Source organism: Alloalcanivorax xenomutans (assembly GCF_032810065.1).
Taxonomy (GTDB): domain Bacteria; phylum Pseudomonadota; class Gammaproteobacteria; order Pseudomonadales; family Alcanivoracaceae; genus Alloalcanivorax; species Alloalcanivorax xenomutans.
In genome coordinates this window covers 2,651,540-2,676,420 of record NZ_CP136538.1, presented here as the reverse complement: position 1 = coordinate 2,676,420, position 24,881 = coordinate 2,651,540, and the positions used below count along the sequence as shown (strand labels likewise).

The window sequence follows — 24,881 nt, the reverse complement described above, 5'->3', positions numbered from 1 at the left end:
TAACTATTGCTGGCTTCGGGGTTGAGGCTCTAACCCTGAATTGTTCTGCCTTGGGGGTATGAATTCAGAGGTGGCTACGAAGCCGCTGTGGGAGCTTGTCCAGCAACAAAAACGCCGGCCCGAAGGCCGGCGTTCTTGTCTGACACCGAGGTGTCTCGAGATGCCTACTTGCGCTCGTTGAGCGGCACGAAGGAGCGCTCGGTCTCGCCGGTGTAGAGCTGGCGGGGACGACCGATCTTGTAGGGATTGGAGATCATTTCGTTCCAGTGCGCGATCCAGCCCACGGTACGGGACAGGGCGAAGATCACGGTGAACATGCTGGTCGGAATGCCAATCGCCTTGAGGATGATCCCGGAGTAGAAGTCCACGTTCGGGAACAGCTTCTTCTCTTTGAAGTACGGGTCGTTGAGGGCGATCTCCTCGAGCTTCATGGCAAGTTCGAGTTGCGGATCGTTGATGCCCAGTTCGGCCAGTACTTCGTGGCAGGATTCGCGCATCACCGTGGCACGCGGGTCGTAGTTCTTGTACACCCGGTGGCCAAAGCCCATCAGCTTGAACGGATCGTTCTTGTCCTTCGCCTTGGCGATGAACGTTTCGATCTGGGAAACGTCGCCGATTTCCTCCAGCATCTTCAGTACCGCTTCGTTGGCACCGCCGTGAGCCGGGCCCCACAGGGCGGAAATGCCGGCGGCGATACAAGCGAACGGGTTGGCACCGGAAGAACCGGCCAGACGCACGGTGGAAGTGGACGCGTTCTGTTCGTGATCGGCGTGGAGGATGAAGATGCGATCCATGGCGCGGGCCAGGGTCGGGCTGATCTTGCTGTCCTCGCAGGGGTTGCCGAACATCATGTGCAGGAAGTTTTCCGCATAACCCAGATCGTTGCGCGGGTACATCAGCGGCTGACCGAGACCGTACTTGTAGCACATGGCCGCGATGGTCGGCATCTTGGCGATGAGACGGAACGCGGTGACGTCACGATGGGTGGGGTTATTGATATCCAGCGAGTCGTGATAGAACGCGGACAGAGCCCCGACCACGCCGCACATGATCGCCATCGGATGGGCGTCACGGCGGAAGCCGTTGAAGAAGTTGCGAATCTGCTCGTGCACCATGGTGTGGTTCTTCACGGTGCTGACGAATTCCGCTTTCTGCTCGGCGCTCGGCAGTTCGCCGTTGAGCAGCAGGTAGCACACTTCAAGGTAGTCGGACTTGGAAGCCAGTTCCTCGATGGAATAGCCGCGGTGCAGCAGCTGGCCTTTCTCGCCGTCGATGTAAGTGATCTTGGATTCGCAGGACGCGGTGGACGTAAAGCCCGGGTCGAAGGTAAAGATGCCATTGGCGGTGAGGGAGGACACATCAATAACGTCCTGGCCCAGGGTCGGCGTATGGATCGGCAGTTCCAGATCCTCCCGGCCCTCTACCTTGAGAATGGCTTTCTTCTCGGTCATGGGAATTTCTCCTCGGTGTATAGAGGGAGCAGCAGCGGAACCTGTGGACAGCGTCCGGACGGCGATGCCGAGCAGCGGCTGTTCAGAGGTCCCCCAAGGTCCTCCAGAGCGCGGGGGACGTTAAAGTTTTGGCCTGTCTTTGTCAACGAAGAAGGGACCACGGGAAAAGGTGCCTTTTGCAGGGTAAACAGCTTGTTACGGCGTGCAATGCTGGCATTTTGCCCCGGAATGGCAAGGTGGTTGATGTAAAAGTGCCTATATAAAACAAAGCCTTAGCCTGTTTTCCGCCAGTTGGCGTTTGTTTTGCCGTCGGTGCGGCGATATACTGCCGCCCGCAAGGGGACCTCTGACCGAGTCCCTTGCGGCACAGCAAGGTGGTGGCGTGATGCCGAGCAGTATAAGCGCAATGACAGGCGCCGCCCCTTGATTCGGACGTTGTCAGGGAATACGCAACCGGCCACGCCGCCATCCTCTTTCGTGGATGACAGCGGTGGTGCCGCTAGTGCATTCCGGCGACCTCCGACCGCAACGGACTTGGTCATGGATTCCCGGAATACGGGCTTCACCCCGGCCCTGGTATCACCGCATTCGCCGCCAGTCTTCACCTTGAGACGACATCGGTGATGCCAAGTTCCCGACAACCGCTCCGGCCTGCCCGGAGCCCGGCAAAAGTGTAGGCTACCGTGAACGACAAAAGACCCGTCAATCTCGATCTATCGACGATCAAGTTCCCGGTCACCGCCATTGCGTCCATCACTCACCGGATTACCGGCGTCGCCATTTTCGTGGCGTTGCCGATATTGCTGTGGATGCTGGATCGTTCCGTGGCGTCCCCGGAGAGCTTTGCGGACCTGAAACAACTCCTTGATTCCCCCCTGGCCAAACTGGTCGTGTGGGCCATCCTCACTCCGATTCTGTATCACCTGGTGGCCGGTATCCGGCATCTGTTCATGGACGCCGGGATGGGTGAGACCCTGGAAGGTGGGCGGCGTGGCGCCAAGTCGGTGTTCATCATCACCGCCGTTCTCGTTGTACTGGTAGGAGCTTGGATATGGTAACCCGGGTAACCAGCGTCACCAGTCTGGGCCGTAATGGCCTGTACGACTGGCTGATTCAGCGCGTCAGCGCCGTTGTTATCGGCGTGTACTTCATCGGCATGTTGGCTTATCTGATCGCCCAGCCGAATCTCGACTATGGCACCTGGAAAGCCTTCATCGGCTCCGTGCCAATGCAAATCGCCACCACCTTGCTGGTACTTTCCGTGGCCGCCCACACCTGGGTCGGTCTGTGGGGTGTGACCACCGACTATCTCACCAGCCTGACCTTTGGCAAATCCGCCACCGGTGTGCGCCTCGTCGTGCAGATGGTGATTGCTCTGCTGCTGCTGGTCTACGTCCTTTGGGGCCTGGTAACGATTTGGGGAGGCGCTTGATCCATGTCCATTCGCACCATTACCTTTGATGCCATTGTGGTGGGTGGCGGCGGCGCCGGCATGCGCGCGTCCCTGCAAATGGCGCAGTCCGGTTTCAAGACCGCGCTGATTTCCAAAGTCTTTCCCACCCGTTCCCATACGGTGTCCGCCCAGGGCGGCATCACTTGTGCCATTGCCTCCGCCGATCCCAATGACGACTGGCGCTGGCACATGTACGACACGGTCAAGGGTTCCGATTACATCGGTGACCAGGACGCCATCGAATATATGTGCTCGGTCGGCCCGGAAGCGGTGTTCGAACTCGACCACATGGGGCTGCCGTTCTCCCGTACCGAGGAAGGCCGGATCTACCAGCGCCCGTTCGGCGGTCAGTCGAAGAATTTCGGCGAGGGCGGTCAGGCCGCCCGGACCTGTGCCGCCGCCGACCGTACCGGTCACGCGCTGCTGCACACCCTTTATCAGCAGAACCTGAAGAACGGCACCCAGGTGTACAGTGAGTGGTACGCCGCGGAGCTGGTGAAGGATGGTCAAGGCAATGTATGTGGCGTTATCGCCATCTGCATCGAAACCGGCGAAACGGTATTCTTCAAAGCCAAGGCGACGGTCTTCGCCACCGGCGGTTCCGGCCGTATCTACGCCTCCACCACCAATGCCCTGATCAACACCGGTGACGGTGTCGGCATGGCCCTGCGTGCCGGTTTGCCGGTGCAGGACATCGAGATGTGGCAATTCCACCCCACCGGTATCGCCGGTGCCGGGGTACTGGTGACCGAAGGTTGTCGGGGTGAGGGCGGTTATCTCATCAACAAGGACGGCGAGCGCTTCATGGAGCGCTATGCGCCCAACGCCAAGGACCTGGCGTCCCGTGACGTTGTCGCCCGTTCCATGATGATGGAAATCCTGGACGGCCGCGGCGCCGGTCCGGATGGCGATCACGTCTTCCTCAAGCTCGATCATCTGGGCGAGGAAGTGCTGCACAGCCGCCTGCCGGGTATCTGTGAGCTGGCCATCACCTTCGCCCACACCGATCCGGTGAAGGAACCGATTCCGGTGGTACCCACCTGTCACTACATGATGGGCGGTATCCCCACCAATGTGCATGGTCAGGCGATCAAACTGAGCGCTGGCCACGAAGGTCAGGACCAGTTCGTCAACGGCCTGTTCGCGGTGGGCGAGGTGGCCTGTGTGTCCGTGCACGGCGCCAACCGTCTCGGCGGCAACTCGCTGCTCGACCTGGTGGTGTTCGGCCGTGCCGCCGGTCTCTTCATTGAAGACGCTCTGCGTCAGGGCATGACCCAGTACGAGCCGAGCAATGACGATATCGACCAGGCCCTGAGCCGGGTGCGTCGCTGGGATGAGTCCCAGGGTGGCGAGTCCGTGGCCAGCTTGCGCAAAGAGCTGCAGAGCACCATGCAGAATCACTTCGGTGTATTCCGCAAGGGTGATCTCATGCACGAAGGCGTTTCCAAACTGGCTGAACTGCGTGAGCGTGTCGCCAAGGCTCATCTGGAGGACAAGAGCCAGTCCTTCAACACTGCCCGGGTCGAAGCGCTGGAGCTGGACAACCTGTTGGAAGTGGCTGAAGCCACCGCCATCGCCGCCGAAGGCCGTAAGGAAAGCCGCGGGGCTCATGCCCGCTACGACTTCCCGGACCGCGACGATGAGAACTGGCTGTGCCATTCCATCTACGATCCGCTCACCAAGCAATTGGGCAAGCGTGCGGTGAACTTCGAGCCGAAGACCGTGGATACCTTCCAGCCCAAGGCGCGGACCTACTAACGGAGAGCTGCAATGAAAGTCAGTATCTATCGCTACAACCCGGATACCGACCGCGAACCGACCATGAAAGAGTACGACGTGGACACTCAGGGCAAGGACCTGATGGTGCTCGACGTGCTCAACCTGGTGAAGGAGATGGACCCGTCCCTGGGCTTCCGTCGCTCCTGTCGCGAAGGCGTGTGCGGCTCCGACGGTATGAACATCAACGGCAAGAACGGTCTGGCCTGTATCACTTCGCTGTCTTCCGTGGCGCCTGGCGTTAAAGAAGGTAAAAAAGCGCTGGTGCTGCGGCCGCTGCCGGGATTGCCGGTGGTGCGCGATCTGGTGGTGGACATGACCATGTTCTACAACCAGTACGAGAAGGTGCAACCGTACCTGCAGAACAGCACGCCGGCACCGGCCATCGAGCGGCTGCAGTCCCCTGAGGAACGCGCCAAACTCGACGGCCTGTACGAGTGCATCCTGTGTGCCTGCTGCTCCACCAGCTGCCCGAGTTTCTGGTGGAACCCGGACAAGTTCCTGGGGCCGGCGGCGTTGTTGCAGGGCTATCGCTTCCTGGCGGACAGCCGTGACACCGCCACCGAAGAGCGCCTGGCGCGGCTGGATGACCCGTTCAGCCTGTTCCGGTGCCATGGCATCATGAACTGTGTCAGCGTGTGCCCGAAAGGGCTCAACCCGACCCGGGCCATCGGCCACATTCGTTCCATGCTGTTGGAACGGGGCATCTGACCCGGACCAAAAAAGGCGGCCTCTGGCCGCCTTTTTTGTGGGTGTGGTGTCCGGCGATTTTATGGCCACCGTCCATGGCGGCCACCCTGTCGGGCCATCGCTGGCGCGATGTCAAAAATCGTTCCAGACGATTTTTTGTATCTGAATGCGACCCCCGGGGGTCAATCCGGTGCGCTTCGGATAAGCTTGAAATCGCCGCGGCAGCCCCGATAACCAGACTCGACCTTGGTGGCATTGAAGTTCTTCCCCAAAAGGTCGATAAGTCGGACAGTGTCGGGGGGCTGAACAGGCCGGTTGGCAGGGTACGGGCCGCCGGTGAGCCCCAAACCGGCTCTAACAAAAGCCTCACAAACGTACTACACTATCGGCCGGTTCCGGAAACCCCGGAATCGGTGTACGCAGCAGGGTGGAGTGGCGCTTAAAAGGCAGCCGCTCCGGACACATTGAAAGCTCGGGAACAGGGTCATCCTCCCTGTGGTCACAGCACCATCTCATGCCACAGGCGTGACAGGCTCCCGGCTAAGGAACGAGCGACGATGCAAGACAGTTCCATGCAGCGCCAATGGCAATCCTCCCATCTCGGGGGTGCCAACATGGCCTATGTCGATGAACTGTACGAATCCTATCTGACAGATCCCAACTCCGTGCCGGAAGACTGGCGCGCTTACTTCGAAAAACTCCCCAGTGTTAACGGTGCCGTTGAGTCCGATGTTCCCCACGGACCGGTGCGTGAGTACTTTTTGCTGGAAGCCAAGAACCGCTCCCGAGTCCAGAAGATGGGCGCCGGCGCGGTCAGCAGCGAGCACGAACGCCGCCAGGTGCGGGTACTGCACCTGATCGCCGCTTACCGTAACCGTGGGCACCAGGTCGCCAGGCTGGACCCGCTGGGGCTGATGGAGCGGGAGCAGGTGGCGGATCTGGAACTGGCCCATCATGGTCTGAGCCAGTCCGACCTGGAAACCGTATTCCAGACCGGTAACCTGTTCATTGGCAAACCGGAAGCCAAACTCCGTGAAATCGTTGACTGCCTGAAGGGCGCTTACTGCTCCTCGGTCGGTGCCGAATACATGCACATCGTCAACACCGCGGAGAAGCGCTGGATTCAGCAGCGTCTGGAGAGTGTGCGCAGCCATCCGCAATATAATGCGGAGATCAAGCAACATATCCTGGAACGGCTGACCGCCGCCGAAGGGCTGGAGAAATACCTGGGCAGTCGCTACCCGGGTACCAAGCGTTTCGGTCTGGAAGGCGGTGAATCCCTGATTCCCCTGATGGACGAGATGATCCAGCGGGTCGGCAGCTACGGCGCCAAGGAAATGGTGCTCGGCATGGCCCACCGGGGCCGTCTGAACGTACTGGTGAACACTCTGGGCAAGAGCCCGCGGGATCTGTTCGGCGAATTCGAAGGCAAGAGCTTCAACGAGAACGGCTCCGGCGACGTGAAGTATCACCAGGGCTTCTCCTCCAACGTGCAGACCTCCGGCGGTGAAGTGCACCTGGCCATGGCCTTCAACCCCTCTCACCTGGAAATCGTCTCTCCGGTGGTGGAAGGGTCGGTGCGTGCCCGTCAGGATCGTCGCCAGGATCACGGTGGTGATCAGGTGGTGCCGATTCTGGTTCATGGTGACGCGGCTTTCGCCGGTCAGGGTGTGGTCATGGAAACCTTCCAGATGTCCCAGACCCGTGGTTTCAAAACCGGCGGCACCCTGCACGTGATCATCAATAACCAGGTGGGCTTCACCACCAGCCGCCAGGACGACGCCCGTTCCACCGAGTACTGCACCGATGTGGCGAAGATGGTCCAGGCGCCGATCTTCCACGTCAACGCGGATGATCCGGAAGCGGTGTACTTCGTCACCCAGCTGGCGGTGGACTACCGCATGCAGTTCAAGAAGGACGTGGTGATCGATCTGATCTGTTACCGTCGTCTGGGTCACAACGAGGCGGATGAGCCGTCCTCCACCCAGCCGCTGATGTACAAGAAGATCAAATCTCACCCGACCACCCGCACCCTCTACGCCGAGGCGTTGATCAGCCAGCAGGTGATCAGCGAACAGGACGCGCAGAAGATGGTGGACGATTACCGCGACGCGCTGGACGAGGGCAACCATGTGGTCAAGGCCCTGGTCCGCGAGCCCAACAAGGCGTTGTTCGTGGACTGGTCTCCCTACATCGGCCACGAAGTGGAAGATGATTGGGACACCGGCTACCCGCTGAAAAAGCTGCAGGACCTGGCCAGCCGTCTGGAAACCCTGCCGGAAGGCCTGGTGCTGCAACGCCAGGTCAAGAAGATCGTGGAGGACCGCCGCAAGATGACCGCCGGCGCCCAGCCGCTGAACTGGGGCTATGGGGAAACCCTGGCCTATGCCACGCTGCTGGATCAGGGGTTCGCGGTGCGTCTTACCGGCCAGGACTGCGGCCGCGGCACCTTCTCCCATCGCCACGCGGTGTTGCACAACCAGAAGAATGGCGAACAGTACGTTCCTCTGCAGCACCTCTATGAAGGGCAGCCTGAGTTCGATATCTACGACTCCCTGCTGTCCGAGGAAGCGGTGCTGGGCTTCGAGTATGGCTACGCCACCACCACGCCGAAGGCTCTGGTGCTGTGGGAAGCGCAGTTCGGCGATTTCGCCAACGGCGCTCAGGTGGTGATCGACCAGTTCATCTCTTCCGGCGAGGCCAAGTGGGGGCGGCTGTGCGGTTTGACGCTGCTGCTGCCGCACGGCTACGAAGGGCAGGGGCCGGAACACTCCTCCGCTCGTCTGGAACGCTTCCTGCAGCTCAGTGCCGAGCACAACATGCAGGTCTGCGTACCGTCGACTCCGGCGCAAATCTTCCACCTGCTGCGCCGCCAGGCGGTACGACCGCTGCGCAAGCCGCTGGTGGTGATGAGTCCGAAGAGTTTGCTGCGGCACAAACGGGCGATCTCGTCTCTGGAGGATCTCTCCGAGGGTCGTTTCCACACTGTGCTTGAGGATACCGCCGAGCTCGATAGCAAAGCGGTGAAGCGCGTGGTCATGTGTTCCGGCAAGGTCTACTACGACCTGCTGGAAAAACGTGAGTCCGACGACATCAAGGACACCGCTCTGGTCCGCATCGAGCAGCTCTATCCGTTCCCGGAGCAGCGGCTGCGCGAGATTCTGGAAAGCTATCCGAATCTCGAGCATGTGGTCTGGTGTCAGGAGGAGCCGATGAACCAGGGCGCCTGGTACTGCTCCCAACACCACATGTTCCGGGTGGCCCGCGCGGTCAATCCGAAACTGTACGTGCAATACGCGGGCCGTGACATGGCGGCGGCTCCGGCGGCGGGTTCGATGTCCCTGCACGTGGAACAGCAGCAGCGTCTGGTCGAAGACGCCTTCAACATCAAGTAGACAGCCTAACGAACTGGTTTAAGGAACAGGCATGGCGACAGATATCAAAGCCCCGCAATTTCCGGAATCCGTGGCCGATGGCACGGTAGCCACCTGGCACAAGAAAGAAGGCGAGGCGGTTAAACGTGACGAGCTGCTGGTGGACATCGAGACCGACAAGGTGGTTCTCGAGGTAGTGGCTCCGATGGACGGTGTTCTGACCAAGATCCTCAAAGGCGAAGACGCCACCGTGGAAAGTCAGGAAGTGCTCGGGCAGTTGGAAGCGGGTGCCAGCGCGTCCGTCTCCGCTCCCGCCGAGGAAAAACCGCAAGCCGAGGCTCCGGCCGCCGAAGCGCAAGGCGGTGACGATGACGGCGATGCTCAGGCCGGGCCGGCCGCGCGCAAGCTGATGAGCGAGCATGGTCTCAGTGCCGCCGACATCAAAGGCACCGGCGCCAAGGGCCGCATCACCAAGGAAGACGTGGAAAAGGCGCTGGCCAACAAGCAGCAAAGCCCGTCCTCCGCCAGCGCTCCGGCTCCGGCGGCCGCTCCGGCTCCGGCCGCGGGTGAGCGCGAGGAACGCCGCGTACCGATGACCCGCCTGCGCAAGCGCATCGCCGAACGTCTGGTGGCGGCGCAGCAGGACGCGGCCATGTTGACCACCTTCAACGAGGTCAACATGAAGCCGATCATGGACATGCGCAAGCACTATCAAAGCGAGTTCGAGAAGTCCCACGGTGTGCGCCTGGGCTTCATGAGCTTCTTTACCCGCGCCTGCGTGGAAGCGCTGAAGCGCTTCCCGGCGGTGAATGCGTCCATCGACGGTGACGACATCGTGTACCACGGTTACTACGACGTGGGCATGGCGGTATCCACCGAGCGTGGCCTGGTGGTGCCGGTAATGCGTGACGCCGACCAGAAAGGGCTGGCCGAAATCGAATCCCAGATCATCGAGTTCGGTACCAAGGCCCGTGACGGCAAACTGTCCATCGAGGAGATGACCGGCGGCACCTTCACCATCTCCAACGGCGGTATCTTCGGCTCACTGTTGTCCACGCCGATCCTCAACCCGCCGCAAACCGCCATCCTGGGGATGCACAAGATCCAGGAAAGACCGATGGCGGTGGATGGCGAAGTGAAGATTCTGCCAATGATGTATCTGGCGTTGTCCTACGACCACCGGATCATCGACGGCAAGGAAGCGGTGCAATTCCTGGTCGCCGTGAAGAACTTCATCGAGGATCCGGCACGGCTGCTGCTGGACATCTGATTCCCGGCGCCGGCCCGGGGCCCCGCGCCCCGCGCCGGTGGCCCCGACGCATATAGGGACTGGTTATGTCAGAGAAATACGATGTCATCGTCATCGGTGGCGGGCCCGGTGGCTATGTCGCCGCGATTCGCGCCGCGCAATTGGGTTACAAGACCGCCTGCATCGAGAAACGCATCAACAAGCAGGGCGATCCGGCTCTCGGCGGCACCTGCCTGAACGTGGGATGTATCCCCTCCAAGGCGCTGCTGGATTCCTCCTGGAAATACCATGAAGCCGAGGAAGCCTTCTCCGATCACGGTATCGGTGTTGGCAAGCTGAACCTGGACCTGGACACCATGCTGCAGCGCAAGGACAAGATCGTGCTGCAACTGACCGGTGGTATCGCCCAGTTGTTCAAGGCCAACAAAGTGGATTGGCTGCAAGGTACCGGCCAGCTCAAAGCCAACAAGCAGGTGACGTTCAAGCCGCTGGAAGGGGATGAACAGACCCTGGAAGCGGAAAACGTGGTACTGGCCGCCGGCTCCGTGCCGATCGACATTCCGGTGGCGGAGGTGGATCAGCAGATCATCGTCGACTCCACCGGCGCCTTGGAATTCACCAGCGTGCCCAAGAAACTGGGCGTGATCGGCGCCGGCGTGATCGGCCTGGAACTGGGCAGCGTATGGGCGCGCCTGGGCAGCCAGGTAACCGTGCTGGAAGCGGTGGACACCTTCCTGCCGGCGGTGGATCAGCAAATCGCCAAGGAAGCGATGAAGCAGTTCACCAAGCAGGGCCTGGACATTCACCTCGGTGCCCGGGTCACTGGCAGCAAGAAAAACAAAAATTCCGTTCGCGTTACCTATACCGATGGTGACGGCGAGCACGAAGAAACCTTCGATCGCTTGATCGTGGCCGTAGGCCGCCGTCCCTATACCGAAGGCCTGCTCAGCCAGGACGCCGGTGTGACCCTGGATGAGCGTAACTTCATTTACGTCGACAACCAGTGCCGTACCGACGTCCCCGGTGTGTACGCCATCGGTGATCTGGTGCGAGGTCCGGCCCTGGCTCACAAGGCCATTGAAGAAGGGGTCATGGTGGCGGAGGTGATCGCGGGTGAGCACACCCAGGTCAACTACGATGCCGTCCCCGGGGTGATTTATACCCACCCGGAAGTGGCGTGGGTTGGTAAAACCGAGGAAGAAGTGAAGGAATCCGGGGAGCCCTACAAAACCGGGGTGGTCCCCTTCGCCGCCAATGGGCGTGCTCTGGCCGCCGGTGAATCCGCCGGTATGGTGAAGTTCGTGGTGGACGAGAAAAGCGACCGCGTTCTGGGCATGCACGTGCTCGGTCCCCAGGCTTCAGAACTGGTGCAACAGGGCGTTATTTCCCTGGAATTCGGCGCCAGCATCGAAGACCTGCAATTGATGGTGTTCGGTCACCCGAGCCTGTCCGAAACCGTGCACGAAGCGGCTCTGGCCACGGATTACAAGGCCATCCACGTGGCGCAACGGCGCCGCAAGAAATAAGAGTCGGGCCCCGGCGTGCCGCGCTGACCGATACCGGACGTAGTGTGTTTGCACCGCCGCGCTCCCACGGGAGCCGTCGGCGCAAACGCGGAACTTCGTCGGTTGTTGGCGTGCCACGCCGCCCCGCCTTTTGATCTTTCATCAACGACGGAATTAATGGCATGAACCTCCACGAGTATCAGTCGAAACAGCTGTTTGCTGATTACGGCCTGCCGGTTTCCAAAGGCTTCGCCTGCGACACCCCCGAAGAGGTTGCCGCCAAGACGAAGGAAATTGGTGGTGACAAATGGGTCGTCAAGGCCCAGGTACACGCGGGCGGCCGTGGTAAGGCCGGTGGTGTGAAATTGGTGGACAGCGCGGAAGAAGCGGCTGAATTCGCCAAAAAATGGCTGGGCCAGCGTCTGGTCACCTTCCAGACCGACGAGCACGGCCAGCCGGTTTCCAAAATTCTGGTGGAAACCTGCACCGACATCGCCCGGGAACTGTACCTGAGCGCGGTATTGGATCGCGCCACCCGCCGGGTGGTGTTCATGGCGTCCACCGAGGGCGGCGTGGAAATCGAGAAAGTCGCCGAGGAAACCCCCGAGAAAATCCTCAAGGCGGAAGTGGATCCGCTGGTCGGCGCGCAGCCGTATCAGGCCCGTCAAATCGCGTTCCAGCTGGGCCTGGAAGGCAAGCAGGTCAACCAGTTCGCCAAGATCTTCACCGGCCTGGCCAAACTGTTCGACGACAAGGACCTGGCGCTGATCGAAGTCAACCCGCTGGTGGTCACCGAGCAGGGCGATCTGCACTGCCTGGACGCCAAGATCAACGTGGACGGCAGCGCGCTGTTCCGCCACCCGGACATCAAGGCGCTGGAAGATCCTTCCCAGGAAGACGAGCGTGAGCGTCGCGCCGCCGAGTGGGAACTCAACTACGTGGCCCTGGAAGGCAACATCGGCTGCATGGTGAACGGCGCCGGTCTGGCCATGGGCACCATGGATCTGGTCAAACTCAAAGGCGGCCAGCCCGCCAACTTCCTGGATGTGGGCGGCGGTGCCACCAAAGAGCGTGTCACCGAAGCGTTCAAGATCATCCTCTCCGACGACCAGGTACAAGCGGTTCTGGTGAACATCTTCGGCGGTATCGTCCGTTGTGACCTGATCGCCGAAGGCATCATTGGTGCCGTGGAAGAAGTGGGCGTCGAGGTGCCGGTGGTGGTGCGTCTGGAAGGCAACAACGCCGAGCTGGGTGCGCAGAAGCTGGCCGACAGCGGCATGAACATCATCGCCGCCAAGAGTTTTGATGACGCCGCCGAGCAGGTGGTGAAAGCGGCGGGAGGTGCCAAATGAGCGTATTGATCGACAAGAACACCAAAGTGATCTGCCAGGGTTTCACCGGCAGTCAGGGCACCTTCCACTCCGAGCAGGCGATCGAGTACGGTACCCAGATGGTCGGCGGCGTGACCCCGGGCAAGGGCGGTCAGACCCATCTGGGCCTGCCGGTCTTCAACACCGTGGCCGACGCGGTCAAGGAAACCGGCGCCACCGCCTCCGTGATCTACGTACCGGCACCGTTCTGCAAGGACTCCATTCTGGAAGCGGCCGACGCGGGTATCGAGCTGATCGTCTGCATCACCGAGGGCATTCCGGCTCTCGATATGCTGTACGTGAAGGAATACATCACCCGCAAGGGCGGTGTGCGTCTGATCGGCCCGAACTGCCCCGGCGTGATCACTCCGGGCGAGTGCAAGATCGGTATCATGCCCGGTCACATTCACAAGCCGGGTAAAGTGGGCATCGTCTCCCGTTCCGGTACCCTGACCTACGAAGCGGTCAACCAGACCACCAAGCTGGGTTACGGTCAGTCCACCTGTATCGGTATTGGTGGTGATCCGATTCCGGGCACCACCTTCATCGATGCGCTGGAAATGTTCCAGAACGATCCGCAGACCGAAGCCATCGTCATGGTGGGTGAGATCGGCGGTACCGCGGAAGATGAAGCCGCTGCCTACATCAAGGAGCACGTGACCAAGCCGGTGGTCAGCTACATCGCCGGTGTCACCGCGCCTCCGGGCAAGCGCATGGGGCACGCCGGTGCGATCATCGCTGGTGGCAAGGGCACCGCGGACGAAAAATTCGCTGCCCTGGAAGCCGCCGGTGTCGTCACCGTGCGCAACCCGGCGGAAATCGGCGAAGGCGTGAAGAAAGCCACTGGCTGGTAAGGCCAGGTGGTGCCGGACCTTGAGTCCGGCCGCCAGCGCCAATGTCATCGCGGCCCGTGGGCCGCTCCCGCAGGAGGTTTCGGCCTCTCGCGGGAGCGGCCCACGGGCCGCGATGCTTTTTGGGGTTCAGTCAATCAGCGCCTGATAGACCAGTGAGCGCAGGGTTTGCCGGATCGGTACCAGCGTGGACGGCATCATCTGGGCCATCTGGATGACGATCAGATCTTCACTGGGGTCGATCCAGAACTGGGTATTGGCCATGCCGGTCCAGAAATACTCGCCCACCGAACCCATGGTTTGAGCCAAGGCCGGATTGAGTACCACGCCAAAACCCAGACCGAATCCCAACCCGGCCCCCATGTGAGTATTGTTGAAACGGGGTTCGCCCATGTCGGCCATCGAGCCGGGCAGGTGATTGCTGTGCATCAATTCCACGGTCTTGCGGCCCAGCAGGCGTGCTCCGTTGAAGTTGCCACCATTGCGTAGCATCAGAGCGAAACGCAGGTAGTCGCCGGTGGTGGAGGTCAGACCACCGCCGCCGGAGAAAATTTTGGGTGGCTGAGTGAATTGCCGGCCACCGGACGCACCACTGACTTCCAGCGTGCCCCGCGGGTCAGGGGTGACTTCGGTGGGCTCGCCCTTGATGCGTGGCGGCGTGGCGCCGGCCAGGGTGTACATCTCCGCCAGCCGGTGCAATTTATCTTCGGCGACCCAGAAGGCGGTATCGTTCATGCCCAGAGGAGCAAAGATATGTTCCTCGAAATAGCGATCCAGTGATTGTCCGGAAATCACCTCCACCACCCGCCCCAGCACATCCGTGGAGATGCTGTAGTTCCACTTCGTGCCGGGATGGAAAAGCAGCGGCATTCGTGCCGCCTGCCGGGTCATTTCCGCCAGTGAACCGTGATGTCGGCTGAAGTTGATGCCGTGCTTGCGATACAGGGCATCCACCGGTGGAATGCTGGTGAAATCGTAGGCCAGCCCGGAAGTGTGTGTCAGCAGTTGCCGCATGGTGATCAGGCTGCGCGCCGGTTCCAGCTTGGGATTCTCCTCGTCCCCGCCCACACAGACCTGCATGTCGGTGAACTCAGGCAAAAATTTTGCTATCGGATCATCGAGCTGAAACAGGCCCTGCTCGTAGAGCATCATAGCGGCGACGCTGGTGATCGGCTTGGTCATCGAGTAGATACGAAAGAGGGTATCTTCGGCGATCTTTTGCTGCTGATCCGTTTTCAGGTGGCCTGCACCGCCAAACCAGGCGCAGTGCCCGCGCCGGTAAACCAGTACGCTGATACCGGCCAGCCGCCGCGATGCCACCAGCGTCCGCATCCAGTCGGCCACGCGCTCCAATCGATTGCTTGAGATTCCCACCAGCTCCGGTGTCACCAGATCGAACATATTGTTTTTCTCCAACTCATGACGACGGCGTGGCCATCGAGGAATTGCTGGCCGCGCTGGGGAATCAGCCGCCATCGTGCAAGCATTTTGCACGATATCGGCGTCGTGAAGATAGGGCGATAAGGCTGTCTCCATGCTTTTCAACGGGCGGTGGCGCACCCGTATTGTCTGTCGCGGCGGAACATGATTAGCTCAAGCTCCGGTTTTCAGGAGGAGTGGTTTGTGATGAAAAAGCACGCACAGGCTTTGATGGAAATGAAAGGGCGGACGCCCATCGCCATGTTGACCGCCTATACCTGCCCGGTGGCCCGGGCGGTGGAACGGGCATCGATTCCGGTGATCCTGGTGGGGGATACCGTGGGCATGGTGGAGATGGGCTTCGAGAGCACCCGTGACGTGACCATCGACCACATGACCTATCACGTCGGTGCCGTACGCCGTGGCGCGCCGGAAACCCACATCATCGGTGACTTGCCCTACCTGACCGACAAGGATCCGGACACCGCGCTGTGGAACGCCCGCCGCCTGATCGCCGCCGGCGCGGACAGCGTAAAACTGGAGGGCGCCAAGACCGAGGTGATCCGGCATCTGGTGGACAACGGTATCGCGGTGGTCGGACACACCGGCCTGACTCCGCAAACCGCCAAGAGCTTCACCAAGGTGGGACGCACGGAACAGGAAGCCAGGCAGGTGCTGGAGGATGCCATCGCCATCCAGGAGGCGGGTGCCTTCATGATCGTGCTGGAACACATTCCCTACGATCTGGGCGCGACGCTCACCGACACCCTGGGGATTCCCACCATCGGTATCGGTGCCGGTCCGGACTGCGACGGCCAGGTGCTGGTGATCAATGATGCCCTGGGGCTGGGCGATTACTGGCCGCCGTTCTCCAAGCAGTACGCTCACGTCAGCCGCACCATTTTGCAGGTGGCGGAGGACTTCGCCGGTGAGGTGGCCTCCCGTGAGTTCCCCAACAACATCATTGCTTTCCCCGGTTCAGGGAAAGCCTGAATTCGTTCCGGTCCGGCCCTAATGTCCTTGACAGGTCGGCATGACATACGGAAGGCGGTGGATCTGTACCGGATCGCGGAGAATGACGAACGGCTCAGCCGCTATTTCGTGGAGCAGGTGGAGCCGTTTTATCAGCGTCGCCGGGGATCCCGGCCGCGCATTTTTTTCAAGGCTGGAAACGCCTGAGAGAGACTATTGCCTCGGAGGGAGTGATGAAACAACCGGTTGCCGAACTGAACACCGAGCGTCTGCGTTTGCGCCAGTGGCGGCCCGCGGATCGTGCTCCGTTCGCGGCTATGAACGCGGACCCGGAAGTGATGCAATTCTTCCCCGAGACCATGAACGAGGCGCAGAGCCAGGCCATGGCGGATCATTGCGAGGCATTGATCGCCGAACGCGGCTGGGGCTTCTGGGCGCTGGAGCAACAGCAACAGAAGCGGTTTCTGGGCTTTGTTGGCCTCAATATTCCCAACGTCATGCTGCCATTCCAGCCGTGTGTGGAAATCGGCTGGCGTTTGCGCCGCGATGCCTGGGGCAATGGCTATGCCACGGAAGCCGCCAGAGCGGTGCTCGAGTTTGGTTTTGACAACCTGGAACTGGAGGAAATCGTTGCCTTCACCAGTGTGCTGAATTATCGCTCCCAGGCGGTGATGGAGCGGCTGGGCATGGAGCGGCAGGAGGAAACCTTTGACCATCCCAGCGTGCCGGAAGGCATGCCAATACGGGAGCACTGTCTTTACCGGCTGTCCGCTGAATACTGGCGCCGGCGCTAGCGAATATTGGATCAAAGAGAGAAGTAAGCGCGGAAAACAGGGGCGCTCGAAGTAGAGATGGTATTATTGGGCTGCTGTCTGAAATGGTCTTAGAGCGTGATTGGTGTTTGGTTTGAGGGCATCGGCGATGACATTTCGGGAAAAGGTGGCTGGTCTGCCAGATCCTTGAGAAAGTGAGACATCAGAATAGCTATGGCCTCACGGGAACTTCTCATACCGGGGTCCAGCAAAGGTGCCTTGAAGGCCTGTTCATTCACACGGTAGTGATACTGGCGAACGGTCGTGCCGTGTACCCGTGCTTCTGCGACAAGGGTGTAGTCAAAGTCGTGTTTGATCGGGAGTAGAAAGAGGAGAGCCGCGGATACGAACACGGCCGCCAGTCCCTCATTGTTGTGCGTGTCAAAGTTGATAATAAGTTGATTTTCCGGGCCAAGGCTTGAAAGAGAGCTGAACATGCCGGATGCGACCAGGGTCTTGTAGATCTCGACATCATAAGGGTAAGCGTTTCCGCTGCCTTGTGTTCCATCATCAATGTAGGCCGTGACGGGAGCGAACACCGGAGTTGAAGATGGGGGAAGCGCTGGCTCTACCGAATAATGGGAAGCGCAGCCATAGGTGGAGAGAAAAAGAAAAGTAATGAGTAACAAGCGCATTAGTACCCCCGTGAAAGCGATTGCCTTATTGTTTTAATGATATTAAACCCGGGGGGTATGAAAATGGCAACACAGCCACGGTTGCGGTGAGTTCCAGTCAACGTCGTGTACCACGGTGGGTTGCAGCCTCCGTGGTCGAGAGTCGAGGGTAAAGGGACATTGGCATCGGGAGTATTGCTTGGCAGAGTCGAACATCGTATTGGTCTATGACAAACAATGCCCCGCCTGCGACAACTATTGCCGCTGGGTTCGCCTGCGTGATGCGGTAGGCCCCCCGCAGCTGGTCGATGCGCGTGAGGACACTGATATCCTGCGCGAGATTACGGCCCGTGGCTGGGACATTGATCAGGGCATGGTGTTGAAGGTCGGGGATCAACTCTATTACGGTGCCGACGCCATCCACGCGCTGGCATTGATGGGCAGCCGTTCCGGGGTATTCAACCGCCTGAATTACTGGGTGTTCCGTTCGCCCAGGGTCGCGTCCGTGCTGTATCCGATGTTGCGCGCCCTGCGTAACCTGTTACTCAAGGCACTGAGGAAAAGCAAAATCAATAACCTCGGCAAAGCGAACAATGAACGCTTCTAGGTGACGTTTTCCCGTTTTTTTTGAAAAAAGAATAAAAAGATACCGGCGGGCTCCGTCAGCCCCGAAGGGTGACGGAGGCCGGTGAGGTTCAGTGCAGAGTATCGTCGTCTTCAAAATCAAGGAACTCGTACTCGCTAAGTTCCCGTTTCAGACGGCGCTCCTCCAGCCGATCCTCGATACGATGACGCATATCCATGTTGAAACTGCGAGCGCGGGCGCTGCGTTCCTCCTGGAGTTCCTCATCGTTGTCGTCATCGACAAGGTCAAAATCATCATTCATCAGCAGATCTTCCGATTCATAGTCACGGTCAGCGCGGCGGTTACTCATGGGGCCTCCTTTCGGTAACGAAAGCGCCGTAAACAACCGGGTGCCAAGGGGGACTCCGCGAACGAAACTCCCAACCCGACTACCTCAGCGCCTATATAACTTCTGTTTTTCCCCGATACAAGTATTTTTTTTGTTCATCGCGGATCAACCGAGGATGGGTCTCTCCATCGGGGGGGCGGGTCTGTACGGGGCCTTCTGGTGCCGGCGCTATGTGACCGTGGTCATAAGCCCGGAATCTCCATCCCCGGATGGCGGGGGAAACGCTGGCGGGCTCCGCAGAGGCTTTGTAAGCTGCCCTTTTGGGCGGCCGCGAGCGGCATGGACCCGGGATTGGGGAGATAAGAGACAATGGCGGATTGGCTGGTGGTAGTGGGCGTCAGCATGGCGGTCATGGCCACGGTGGGGCTGATCAGGCAGGCGGCCTGGCGTGGTCACAGCCTGGTCCTGTTCATATTGCCAGTGGCGGGTCTGCAGCAGGTGCAGGAGAACTGGGAGGCCTACGGCCGGCTTGCCTTGTTGCGGGTCGCGGGGCTGGCGATCACCCTGGCGGGCCTGGGACTGATGTACGTGGACTACCGCGAGAACGCAACGATTCCCTCGATGCCCGGTCAGGTGGTGAGCGGCGCCGCCAACATCACCAGCAGCCCCTTCGTGCGCTCCTCGGAAGCGGCCCTGCTGATGGCCCGTGGCGAGGGGCATCCGCTTAGCGGCCGGCTGCACGGTACCGATCTGACAACCCCCCAGGCGACTCTCGTCAATGGTGTGCTGACAGTGCACCAGGGAAACGGTGTATTACCGGAACTGTCCGTCAGCCTGTTGTTGAACTGGTCGGCGGAGGCCATCCGCGAACGCCGCACCTTGCTGGTGTCTCCCTGGGAGGAGCAGGCACCGGAAGTGCATCTTTCCTGGACCCCCGCCGGCCAGCAATATCCGGAAACGCGCATCATAAGTAACGGCTACCGTCTTGATCTGGCACTGGCGCCACGGGATCCCGGCGGTTTTAGCGGCACCATACAACTGGTCCTGCCGGATGAGAAAAACAGCTATCTGGTGGGGGACTTCACTGCCCGCACCAATCACTTGCGCTACCGGAACGGCAAGGTGGATGCCGCTTTCGATCACCCGGACACCCTGGCCTGGGTGGCGGAGCAGTATTTGCAGACCCAGTTTCCCGCCGGGGTACTGCAAAACGTGGACGTGGAAAACGTGATCCTGCGCCGTGCCGCCGGCGAGGGCCGGGTGGAGGTGCGCCTGATCCGCTCCGATGGCGCCAGTGAACGGCGTCAGCTCGGCCTGGAGAAGACTCCGGTGGGGTGGGCGGTGACGCCGGGTTCCATGACCGGTGGCCGCCAGCCGCCGCCGGAGCCGCCGGTTCAGCCGGAGCCGGTAAAACCAAGGGGGCCGGCCACCTCGGAGCCGCTGACCGACTTGCTGGCCCTGGCGCCGCTGACCGGCACCGAGCTGACGGTACGCGAAAGCAGTGGCCGCGAGCGCACCGGTGTGCTGACCCGGGTCGCCAGTGATCGGCTCTGGCTGCGTCTGGCGCTGGGTGCGGGCAACGCCGAGATCGCCGTGGACGGCGCCCACATCGACAGCCTGGGCAGCCGCGATGGCCGCCGCTGGCAAGTGGCGACGCCCACCATTTCCGATACGCCGCCGCCAGCGCGGCCGGGTGATGACCCGGTGGCGCCGGAGACGCCTTACCAGGCATTGCTGGGACGTCAGGTGCGAGTCACCACCGGGGATGGAAAAACCCAGGAGGGGCGCTTGCAGGCGGTGGAAGGCGGGCGTATTACTTTGACTGTGCCGGTGGGTGCCGGCACAGTGGAATACTTCCATGCATTACCCGATATCGTGTCCATGGAGGCGGTTCGGTGAATATTCTGATGACCGGCGGCACCGGTTTCATCGGTGGCGCCCTGGGACATCATCTGCACAGTCTCGGTCACCGGCTGGTGGTGCTCAGTCGCCAGAGCCAGCAACGGGCGCTGGCGTCGTGCCCGCCCGGCACCCGGATAATCGCCTCATTCGATGACATTGCCGATGACGAAGCGCTGGACGCGGTGGTCAATCTGGCCGGCGAAAGCCTGTTCAGCCGCCGCTGGAGCGCGGCGCGCAAACAGCGGTTGCTGGATTCCCGGGTCGGCGTTACCCACGAGTTGGTGGCGCTGATGCGCCGTCTGCGGCAGCCGCCGGCGGTGATGGTGAGCGGCTCCGCGGTGGGCTTCTACGGCGATGCCGGTGACGCCGAGCTGACCGAACGCAGCCCGGCCCGGCGCAAGGACTTCGGTTACCGGCTCTGCGACGCCTGGGAGCAGGCCGCCCGTGAAGTCTCAAATCTGGGCGTACGGTTGACGATCATCCGTACCGGTGTGGTGCTGGGCGCCAACGGTGGCATGCTGGCCAGCTTGTTGCCCGTTTACCGGTTCGGCCTGGGCATGCGTCTCGGCAACGGTGAACAGTGGTTGAGCTGGATCCACCGGGATGATCTGGTGGCGATTCTGACCCGGGCGCTGACCGCTCCCGGCGTCGAGGGGGTGTTCAACGGTACCGCGCCGGGGCCGGTGACCCAGCGCGAATTTCATCACACCCTGGCCCGGGCGGTGCGGCGGCCGGCGCCCTGGGTAATGCCGGCGCCGCTGCTGAGACTGGCACTGGGCGAAATGTCGCAGCTGATGCTCGGTGGGCAGCGCGCTTATCCCCGCCGGCTGGAAGAGCAGGGCTTCGTGTTCCGTTATCCGCACCTGGAGCAGGCCCTGGCCGATCTGGTTTGACCCCTTGAAATTCCCGCCGCCAACCCTATTTTTCTCCCATCCGAAAGCCGCACCCGACAACAAAACGGAGACCCCTCGATGAGCAGTGACCGCGAGACCCGTGGTTTTCAGGCGGAAGTGTCCCGCCTGTTGCATCTGATGATCCATTCCCTGTACAGCAACCGGGAAATTTTCCTGCGTGAGCTGGTATCCAACGCCTCCGACGCCTGTGACAAGCTGCGCTTCGCCGCGCTGGATCACCCGGAATGGCTGGAGGAAGATCCGGAGCCGGCCATCGATCTGGCGGTGGACGCCGACGCCGGCACTTTGACCATCAGTGATAACGGCATCGGCATGAACCGCGAGGAAGTGGTGGAGAATCTGGGCACCATCGCCCGTTCCGGCACTGAAAAATTCCTCGCCAGTCTCACCGGTGATCAGAAGAAGGACGCGCAACTGATCGGCCAGTTCGGCGTCGGTTTCTATTCCGCATTCATCGTCGCCGACAAGGTCACCGTGGAAAGCCGCCGGGCCGGAGAGAGCGCGGAGCAGGGCGTGCGCTGGGAAAGCGACGGTCAGGGCGAGTTCAGTGTGGAAACGCTGACGGTGCCGCGCCGTGGCACCCGTATTACCCTGCATTTGCGTGACGACGCCAAGGACTTCGTCGACACCGGCAAGTTGCGCGGCATAGTACGGCAGTATTCCGACCACGTGGCCTTCCCGATCCGCATGGCGGTGCCGTCCGGTGACGAGAAGGAGGAGGACGCCACCAAGCTGGAAACCCTCAATTCCGCCACCGCCCTGTGGCAGCGCCCCCGCCAGGAGATCAACGACGACGAATACAAGAGCTTCTATCGTCACGTCAGCCATGACTTCCAGGATCCACTGACCTGGAGTCACAACCGGGTGGAAGGCAACCTGGAGTACACCAGCCTGTTGTACGTACCGCCGCGGGCGCCGTTCGATCTGTACCACCGGGAAGCCAGCCGGGGGCTCAAGCTCTATGTTCAGCGCGTGTTCATCATGGACGACGCCGAACAGTTCCTGCCCCTGTATCTGCGTTTCATCAAAGGCGTGGTGGATGCGCCGGGCCTGCCGTTGAATGTCAGCCGTGAATTGCTGCAGGACTATGGTCCGGTGCGCAAGATCCGCGCGGCGCTGACCAAGCGGGTACTGCAGATGCTGCGCAAGCTGAGCGGTGACCAGGAAGCCTACGCCACGTTCTGGCAACAATTCGGCCAGGTGCTCAAGGAAGGGATCGGCGAGGACGGCGATAACCGTGAAGCCATCGCCGGTTTGCTGCGCTTTGCTTCTTCCACCTCGCCAACGCCGGGGAGCGTGGGGCTGGATGACTACATCGAACGTGCCGGCGAAGAGAACAAGCGGATTTACTACCTGCTGGGCGACAGCTTGAGCGCCGCGCAGAACAGCCCGCACCTGGAAGTGTTCCGCAAGAAAGGTGTCGAGGTGCTGCTGCTGGCCGAGCGGGTGGACGAATGGATGATGGGCTTCCTCACCGAGTACAAGGGGTACACCCTGGTCAACGCCGCGCGCGGTGAGCTGGACATGCCCGGCGATGACGACGACAAGGCGGAAGACCCGCGGCAGGATGCGCCGGTGCTGGGCCGTCTGGGCGAAGTGCTCAACGAGCAGGTGGAAGCGGTGCGCGCCACCGCCCGGCTGGTGGAATCCCCGGCCTGTCTGGTGCTCGGCGCCGACGAGCTGGGCCCGCAGATGCGCATGATGCTGGAAGCCGCCGGCCAGCCGGTGCCGGAGAGCAAGCCGACCCTGGAGGTGAATCTGTCCCATCCGCTGATGCAGCGCATGGCGGAGCTGGAGGACGGCGATACCTTTGCCGAACTGGCTCAGCTGCTGCTGGATCAGGCGCTGCTGGCTGAAGGCCAGTTGCCGAAGGATCCGGCGGCCACCGCCCGGCGCTTGAATCAACTGCTGCAGGATCGCGCCGAACGGGCTTGATAGGAAGGCCGGGCAACGGACCCGGAGCAGGAAAGTGGCGTAAGGTGGAAAGATCCGGCCCAGGCTCTTATGATGCCGGAAATTCGCGGCGCGGCCCCGGGGTCGTGCCGCCGGACAAAGGATGCCCTGCATGACGCAACATACCGCGGCCATTCTCGGTGGCGGCAGCTTCGGTACCGCCATGGCCAGTATCCTGGCGGAAAACGGTCACGGCACCCGGCTCTGGGTGCGCGATCCGGAAACCGCCGCGGCCATCAATGAAGACCGTGAGAACCCGCGCTATCTACCAGGGCAGGCCCTGCCGGCCGGCGTGGTGGCATCCGAGAGCCTGGAAGAGGTGCTCAAGGGCGCCGATCTGGTGTTCGTCGCGGTCCCCAGCAGCGCCTTCGTGGAGGTCCTCGGCCAGGCCCGCGATTGGGTGCCGGACGGCACCATCGTGGTCAGTTGCACCAAGGGCATCCTGGAAGACGGCTTCCTGCTGATGAGCCAGGTGTTGCAGCGCGAATGGCCGCACACCCGGGTCGGGGTGCTCAGCGGCCCCAATCTGGCGCGGGAGATCGTGGAACGCAAGTTCACCGGCACCGTCATCGCCAGTGGTGATGAAGAACTGCGCGCCACCATTCAGAAAGCCCTGAGCTGTGATTACTTTCGTGTCTACGACAACCCGGACCTGTATGGTGTGGAGCTGGGCGGGGCGCTCAAGAACATCTACGCGGTGGCGTCCGGGATGGCGGCGGCCATCGGCGTTGGCGAGAACAGCCGCAGCTTCATGCTGACCCGGGCCCTGGCGGAGATGAGCCGCTTCGCCGTGGGGTTGGGCGCCAATCCGCTGACCTTTCTGGGGCTGGCCGGGGTGGGCGACCTGATCGCCACCTGTTCCTCGTCGCTGTCCCGCAATTACCGGGTCGGTTACGAGCTGGGGCAGGGCAAGTCACTGGAACAGGCGGTGGCGGACCTGGGACAGACCGCGGAAGGGATCAACACCATCAAGCTGGTGGCGGAGCGGGCCAGGGAGCTGCAGGTCTATATGCCGCTGGCCACCGCCCTCTACGACATCATTTACGATCATCAGCCGCTGGACACCATGGTGATGAGGCTGATGAGTGGCGAACACAAACACGATGTGGAATTCAGCTTCCACGGAGCCTCATCTTGAGAGTTTACCTGTGCCGTCATGGTGAAGCGGTGGCCAAGGCCCCCACTGACGCGGAGCGCCCGCTGACCGAACGGGGCCGCGCGGAAGTGTTGTCCCTGTGGCAAACCTTGCGTGAGGAAGGGGTAAGCGTGGGCCGCCTGGTGGCCAGCCCCTACCGGCGCGCGCAGCAGACCGCGCTGTGCATCGCTCAGGCGTTCGGCGGCATGGAACAGGAATCCTGCGGTTACCTGGTGCCCGAGGCCCAGCCGGAGCGGTTTCTGGAGTGGTTGATGCTGCAGCCGGAGCAGGAAAACCTGGTCCTGGTCAGCCACATGCCGCTGGTGTCCTTGCTCACCGCCACCTGGATTGGTGAGCCGTGCTCCCGTCCGGCGTTCCGGGTCGGTTCGGTGGCGGCGCTGGATGTGGACGTGGCCGCCGCCAACGGTGCCCGCCTGTTATGGTTGCGCGGGCCGGAGCGGCCCTGCTGACAATTCGCTACCAAGGCAGCTTCCCACAGAGAAGGACAATGAAGCCCCTGTGAGAAG

At 61.4% G+C, this 24,881-nt stretch carries 22 protein-coding genes; 18 read left to right on the top strand and 4 right to left on the bottom strand.

Features of this window, described 5'->3' with window-relative positions; translation table 11 throughout:
• Positions 1 to 164 precede the first annotated feature (164 nt).
• A complete protein-coding gene (gltA, locus tag RYH70_RS12310; RefSeq protein ID WP_022994650.1) occupies positions 165 to 1,451 on the bottom strand; it encodes a citrate synthase in 1,287 nt (428 codons plus the stop codon).
• 683 nt (positions 1,452 to 2,134) lie between these two features.
• On the opposite strand from gltA, the gene sdhC reads away from it, so the two are divergent.
• From sdhC to sucD, 9 genes are all read left to right on the top strand, one after another.
• A complete protein-coding gene (sdhC, locus tag RYH70_RS12305) occupies positions 2,135 to 2,509 on the top strand; it encodes a succinate dehydrogenase, cytochrome b556 subunit (protein ID WP_022994651.1) in 375 nt (124 codons plus the stop codon).
• Positions 2,503 to 2,883 (top strand): succinate dehydrogenase, hydrophobic membrane anchor protein, encoded by a 381-nt coding sequence (gene sdhD, locus RYH70_RS12300; protein ID WP_022994652.1) that lies wholly within the window; start codon positions 2,503 to 2,505, stop codon positions 2,881 to 2,883. Before sdhC ends, sdhD begins: the two co-directional genes overlap by 7 nt.
• 3 nt (positions 2,884 to 2,886) lie before the next feature.
• Positions 2,887 to 4,662, top strand: coding sequence for a succinate dehydrogenase flavoprotein subunit (sdhA, locus tag RYH70_RS12295; RefSeq protein WP_022994653.1), 1,776 nt, complete (start codon positions 2,887 to 2,889; stop codon positions 4,660 to 4,662).
• Positions 4,663 to 4,674: 12 nt separating this feature from the next.
• Positions 4,675 to 5,391 carry a succinate dehydrogenase iron-sulfur subunit gene (locus tag RYH70_RS12290; RefSeq protein WP_026949599.1) on the top strand — a complete coding sequence of 239 codons (717 nt, stop codon included), beginning with the start codon at positions 4,675 to 4,677 and terminating at the stop codon, positions 5,389 to 5,391.
• A gap of 536 nt (positions 5,392 to 5,927) precedes the next feature.
• Entirely contained in the window at positions 5,928 to 8,765 is a 2,838-nt protein-coding gene (locus tag RYH70_RS12285; RefSeq protein WP_022994655.1) for a 2-oxoglutarate dehydrogenase E1 component, read from the top strand.
• 31 nt (positions 8,766 to 8,796) lie between these two features.
• Positions 8,797 to 10,014 (top strand): 2-oxoglutarate dehydrogenase complex dihydrolipoyllysine-residue succinyltransferase, encoded by a 1,218-nt coding sequence (gene odhB / locus RYH70_RS12280; protein WP_317009204.1) that lies wholly within the window; start codon positions 8,797 to 8,799, stop codon positions 10,012 to 10,014.
• 65 nt (positions 10,015 to 10,079) lie between these two features.
• Positions 10,080 to 11,519 carry a dihydrolipoyl dehydrogenase gene (gene lpdA, locus RYH70_RS12275; protein WP_317009203.1) on the top strand — a complete coding sequence of 480 codons (1,440 nt, stop codon included), beginning with the start codon at positions 10,080 to 10,082 and terminating at the stop codon, positions 11,517 to 11,519.
• Positions 11,520 to 11,680: 161 nt separating this feature from the next.
• Positions 11,681 to 12,850 carry an ADP-forming succinate--CoA ligase subunit beta gene (gene sucC, locus RYH70_RS12270; protein WP_014995016.1) on the top strand — a complete coding sequence of 390 codons (1,170 nt, stop codon included), beginning with the start codon at positions 11,681 to 11,683 and terminating at the stop codon, positions 12,848 to 12,850.
• The gene (sucD, locus tag RYH70_RS12265) at positions 12,847 to 13,722 is read left to right on the top strand and encodes a succinate--CoA ligase subunit alpha (protein WP_014995015.1); all 876 of its coding nucleotides are present in this window, start codon (positions 12,847 to 12,849) and stop codon (positions 13,720 to 13,722) included. Before sucC ends, sucD begins: the two co-directional genes overlap by 4 nt.
• Before the next feature lie 126 nt (positions 13,723 to 13,848).
• On the opposite strand, the gene RYH70_RS12260 is transcribed toward sucD, so the two are convergent.
• On the bottom strand, positions 13,849 to 15,120 hold the full coding sequence (locus RYH70_RS12260) for a serine hydrolase domain-containing protein (RefSeq protein WP_014995014.1): 1,272 nt from the start codon (positions 15,118 to 15,120) through the stop codon (positions 13,849 to 13,851).
• A 225-nt stretch (positions 15,121 to 15,345) separates the two neighbouring features.
• On the opposite strand from RYH70_RS12260, the gene panB reads away from it, so the two are divergent.
• Genes panB through RYH70_RS12245 form a run of 3 tightly spaced genes read left to right on the top strand, consistent with a single transcriptional unit; the run spans position 15,346 to position 16,904 of the window.
• On the top strand, positions 15,346 to 16,131 hold the full coding sequence (panB, locus tag RYH70_RS12255) for a 3-methyl-2-oxobutanoate hydroxymethyltransferase (RefSeq protein ID WP_022996014.1): 786 nt from the start codon (positions 15,346 to 15,348) through the stop codon (positions 16,129 to 16,131).
• A 21-nt stretch (positions 16,132 to 16,152) separates the two neighbouring features.
• Complete coding sequence (locus RYH70_RS12250; RefSeq protein WP_022996013.1) at positions 16,153 to 16,317, top strand: hypothetical protein; 165 nt, start codon at positions 16,153 to 16,155, stop codon at positions 16,315 to 16,317.
• Between the two features lie 26 nt (positions 16,318 to 16,343).
• Positions 16,344 to 16,904: a GNAT family N-acetyltransferase gene (locus tag RYH70_RS12245; protein ID WP_080531149.1), complete on the top strand. Its 561-nt coding sequence runs from the start codon at positions 16,344 to 16,346 to the stop codon at positions 16,902 to 16,904.
• Positions 16,905 to 16,993: 89 nt separating this feature from the next.
• On the opposite strand, the gene RYH70_RS12240 is transcribed toward RYH70_RS12245, so the two are convergent.
• Positions 16,994 to 17,557 carry a hypothetical protein gene (locus tag RYH70_RS12240; protein ID WP_055099565.1) on the bottom strand — a complete coding sequence of 188 codons (564 nt, stop codon included), beginning with the start codon at positions 17,555 to 17,557 and terminating at the stop codon, positions 16,994 to 16,996.
• Between the two features lie 178 nt (positions 17,558 to 17,735).
• Here RYH70_RS12240 and RYH70_RS12235 point away from each other — a divergent pair, with 178 nt between their 5' ends.
• Positions 17,736 to 18,143 carry a DCC1-like thiol-disulfide oxidoreductase family protein gene (locus RYH70_RS12235; RefSeq protein WP_317009202.1) on the top strand — a complete coding sequence of 136 codons (408 nt, stop codon included), beginning with the start codon at positions 17,736 to 17,738 and terminating at the stop codon, positions 18,141 to 18,143.
• A gap of 88 nt (positions 18,144 to 18,231) precedes the next feature.
• Here the strand turns inward: RYH70_RS12235 and RYH70_RS12230 are convergent, their stop codons facing one another.
• On the bottom strand, positions 18,232 to 18,471 hold the full coding sequence (locus RYH70_RS12230) for a PA3496 family putative envelope integrity protein (RefSeq protein WP_014995007.1): 240 nt from the start codon (positions 18,469 to 18,471) through the stop codon (positions 18,232 to 18,234).
• 348 nt (positions 18,472 to 18,819) lie between these two features.
• On the opposite strand from RYH70_RS12230, the gene RYH70_RS12225 reads away from it, so the two are divergent.
• From RYH70_RS12225 to sixA, 5 genes are all read left to right on the top strand, one after another.
• Positions 18,820 to 20,349 carry an LSm family protein gene (locus tag RYH70_RS12225; RefSeq protein WP_317009201.1) on the top strand — a complete coding sequence of 510 codons (1,530 nt, stop codon included), beginning with the start codon at positions 18,820 to 18,822 and terminating at the stop codon, positions 20,347 to 20,349.
• A complete protein-coding gene (locus RYH70_RS12220) occupies positions 20,346 to 21,245 on the top strand; it encodes a TIGR01777 family oxidoreductase (RefSeq protein WP_022996008.1) in 900 nt (299 codons plus the stop codon). Before RYH70_RS12225 ends, RYH70_RS12220 begins: the two co-directional genes overlap by 4 nt.
• A gap of 78 nt (positions 21,246 to 21,323) precedes the next feature.
• Entirely contained in the window at positions 21,324 to 23,201 is a 1,878-nt protein-coding gene (htpG, locus tag RYH70_RS12215) for a molecular chaperone HtpG (RefSeq protein WP_317009200.1), read from the top strand.
• Between the two features lie 130 nt (positions 23,202 to 23,331).
• On the top strand, positions 23,332 to 24,357 hold the full coding sequence (locus tag RYH70_RS12210) for an NAD(P)H-dependent glycerol-3-phosphate dehydrogenase (RefSeq protein ID WP_022996006.1): 1,026 nt from the start codon (positions 23,332 to 23,334) through the stop codon (positions 24,355 to 24,357).
• The gene (sixA, locus tag RYH70_RS12205; protein WP_022996005.1) at positions 24,354 to 24,824 is read left to right on the top strand and encodes a phosphohistidine phosphatase SixA; all 471 of its coding nucleotides are present in this window, start codon (positions 24,354 to 24,356) and stop codon (positions 24,822 to 24,824) included. Before RYH70_RS12210 ends, sixA begins: the two co-directional genes overlap by 4 nt.
• Positions 24,825 to 24,881 lie beyond the last annotated feature (57 nt).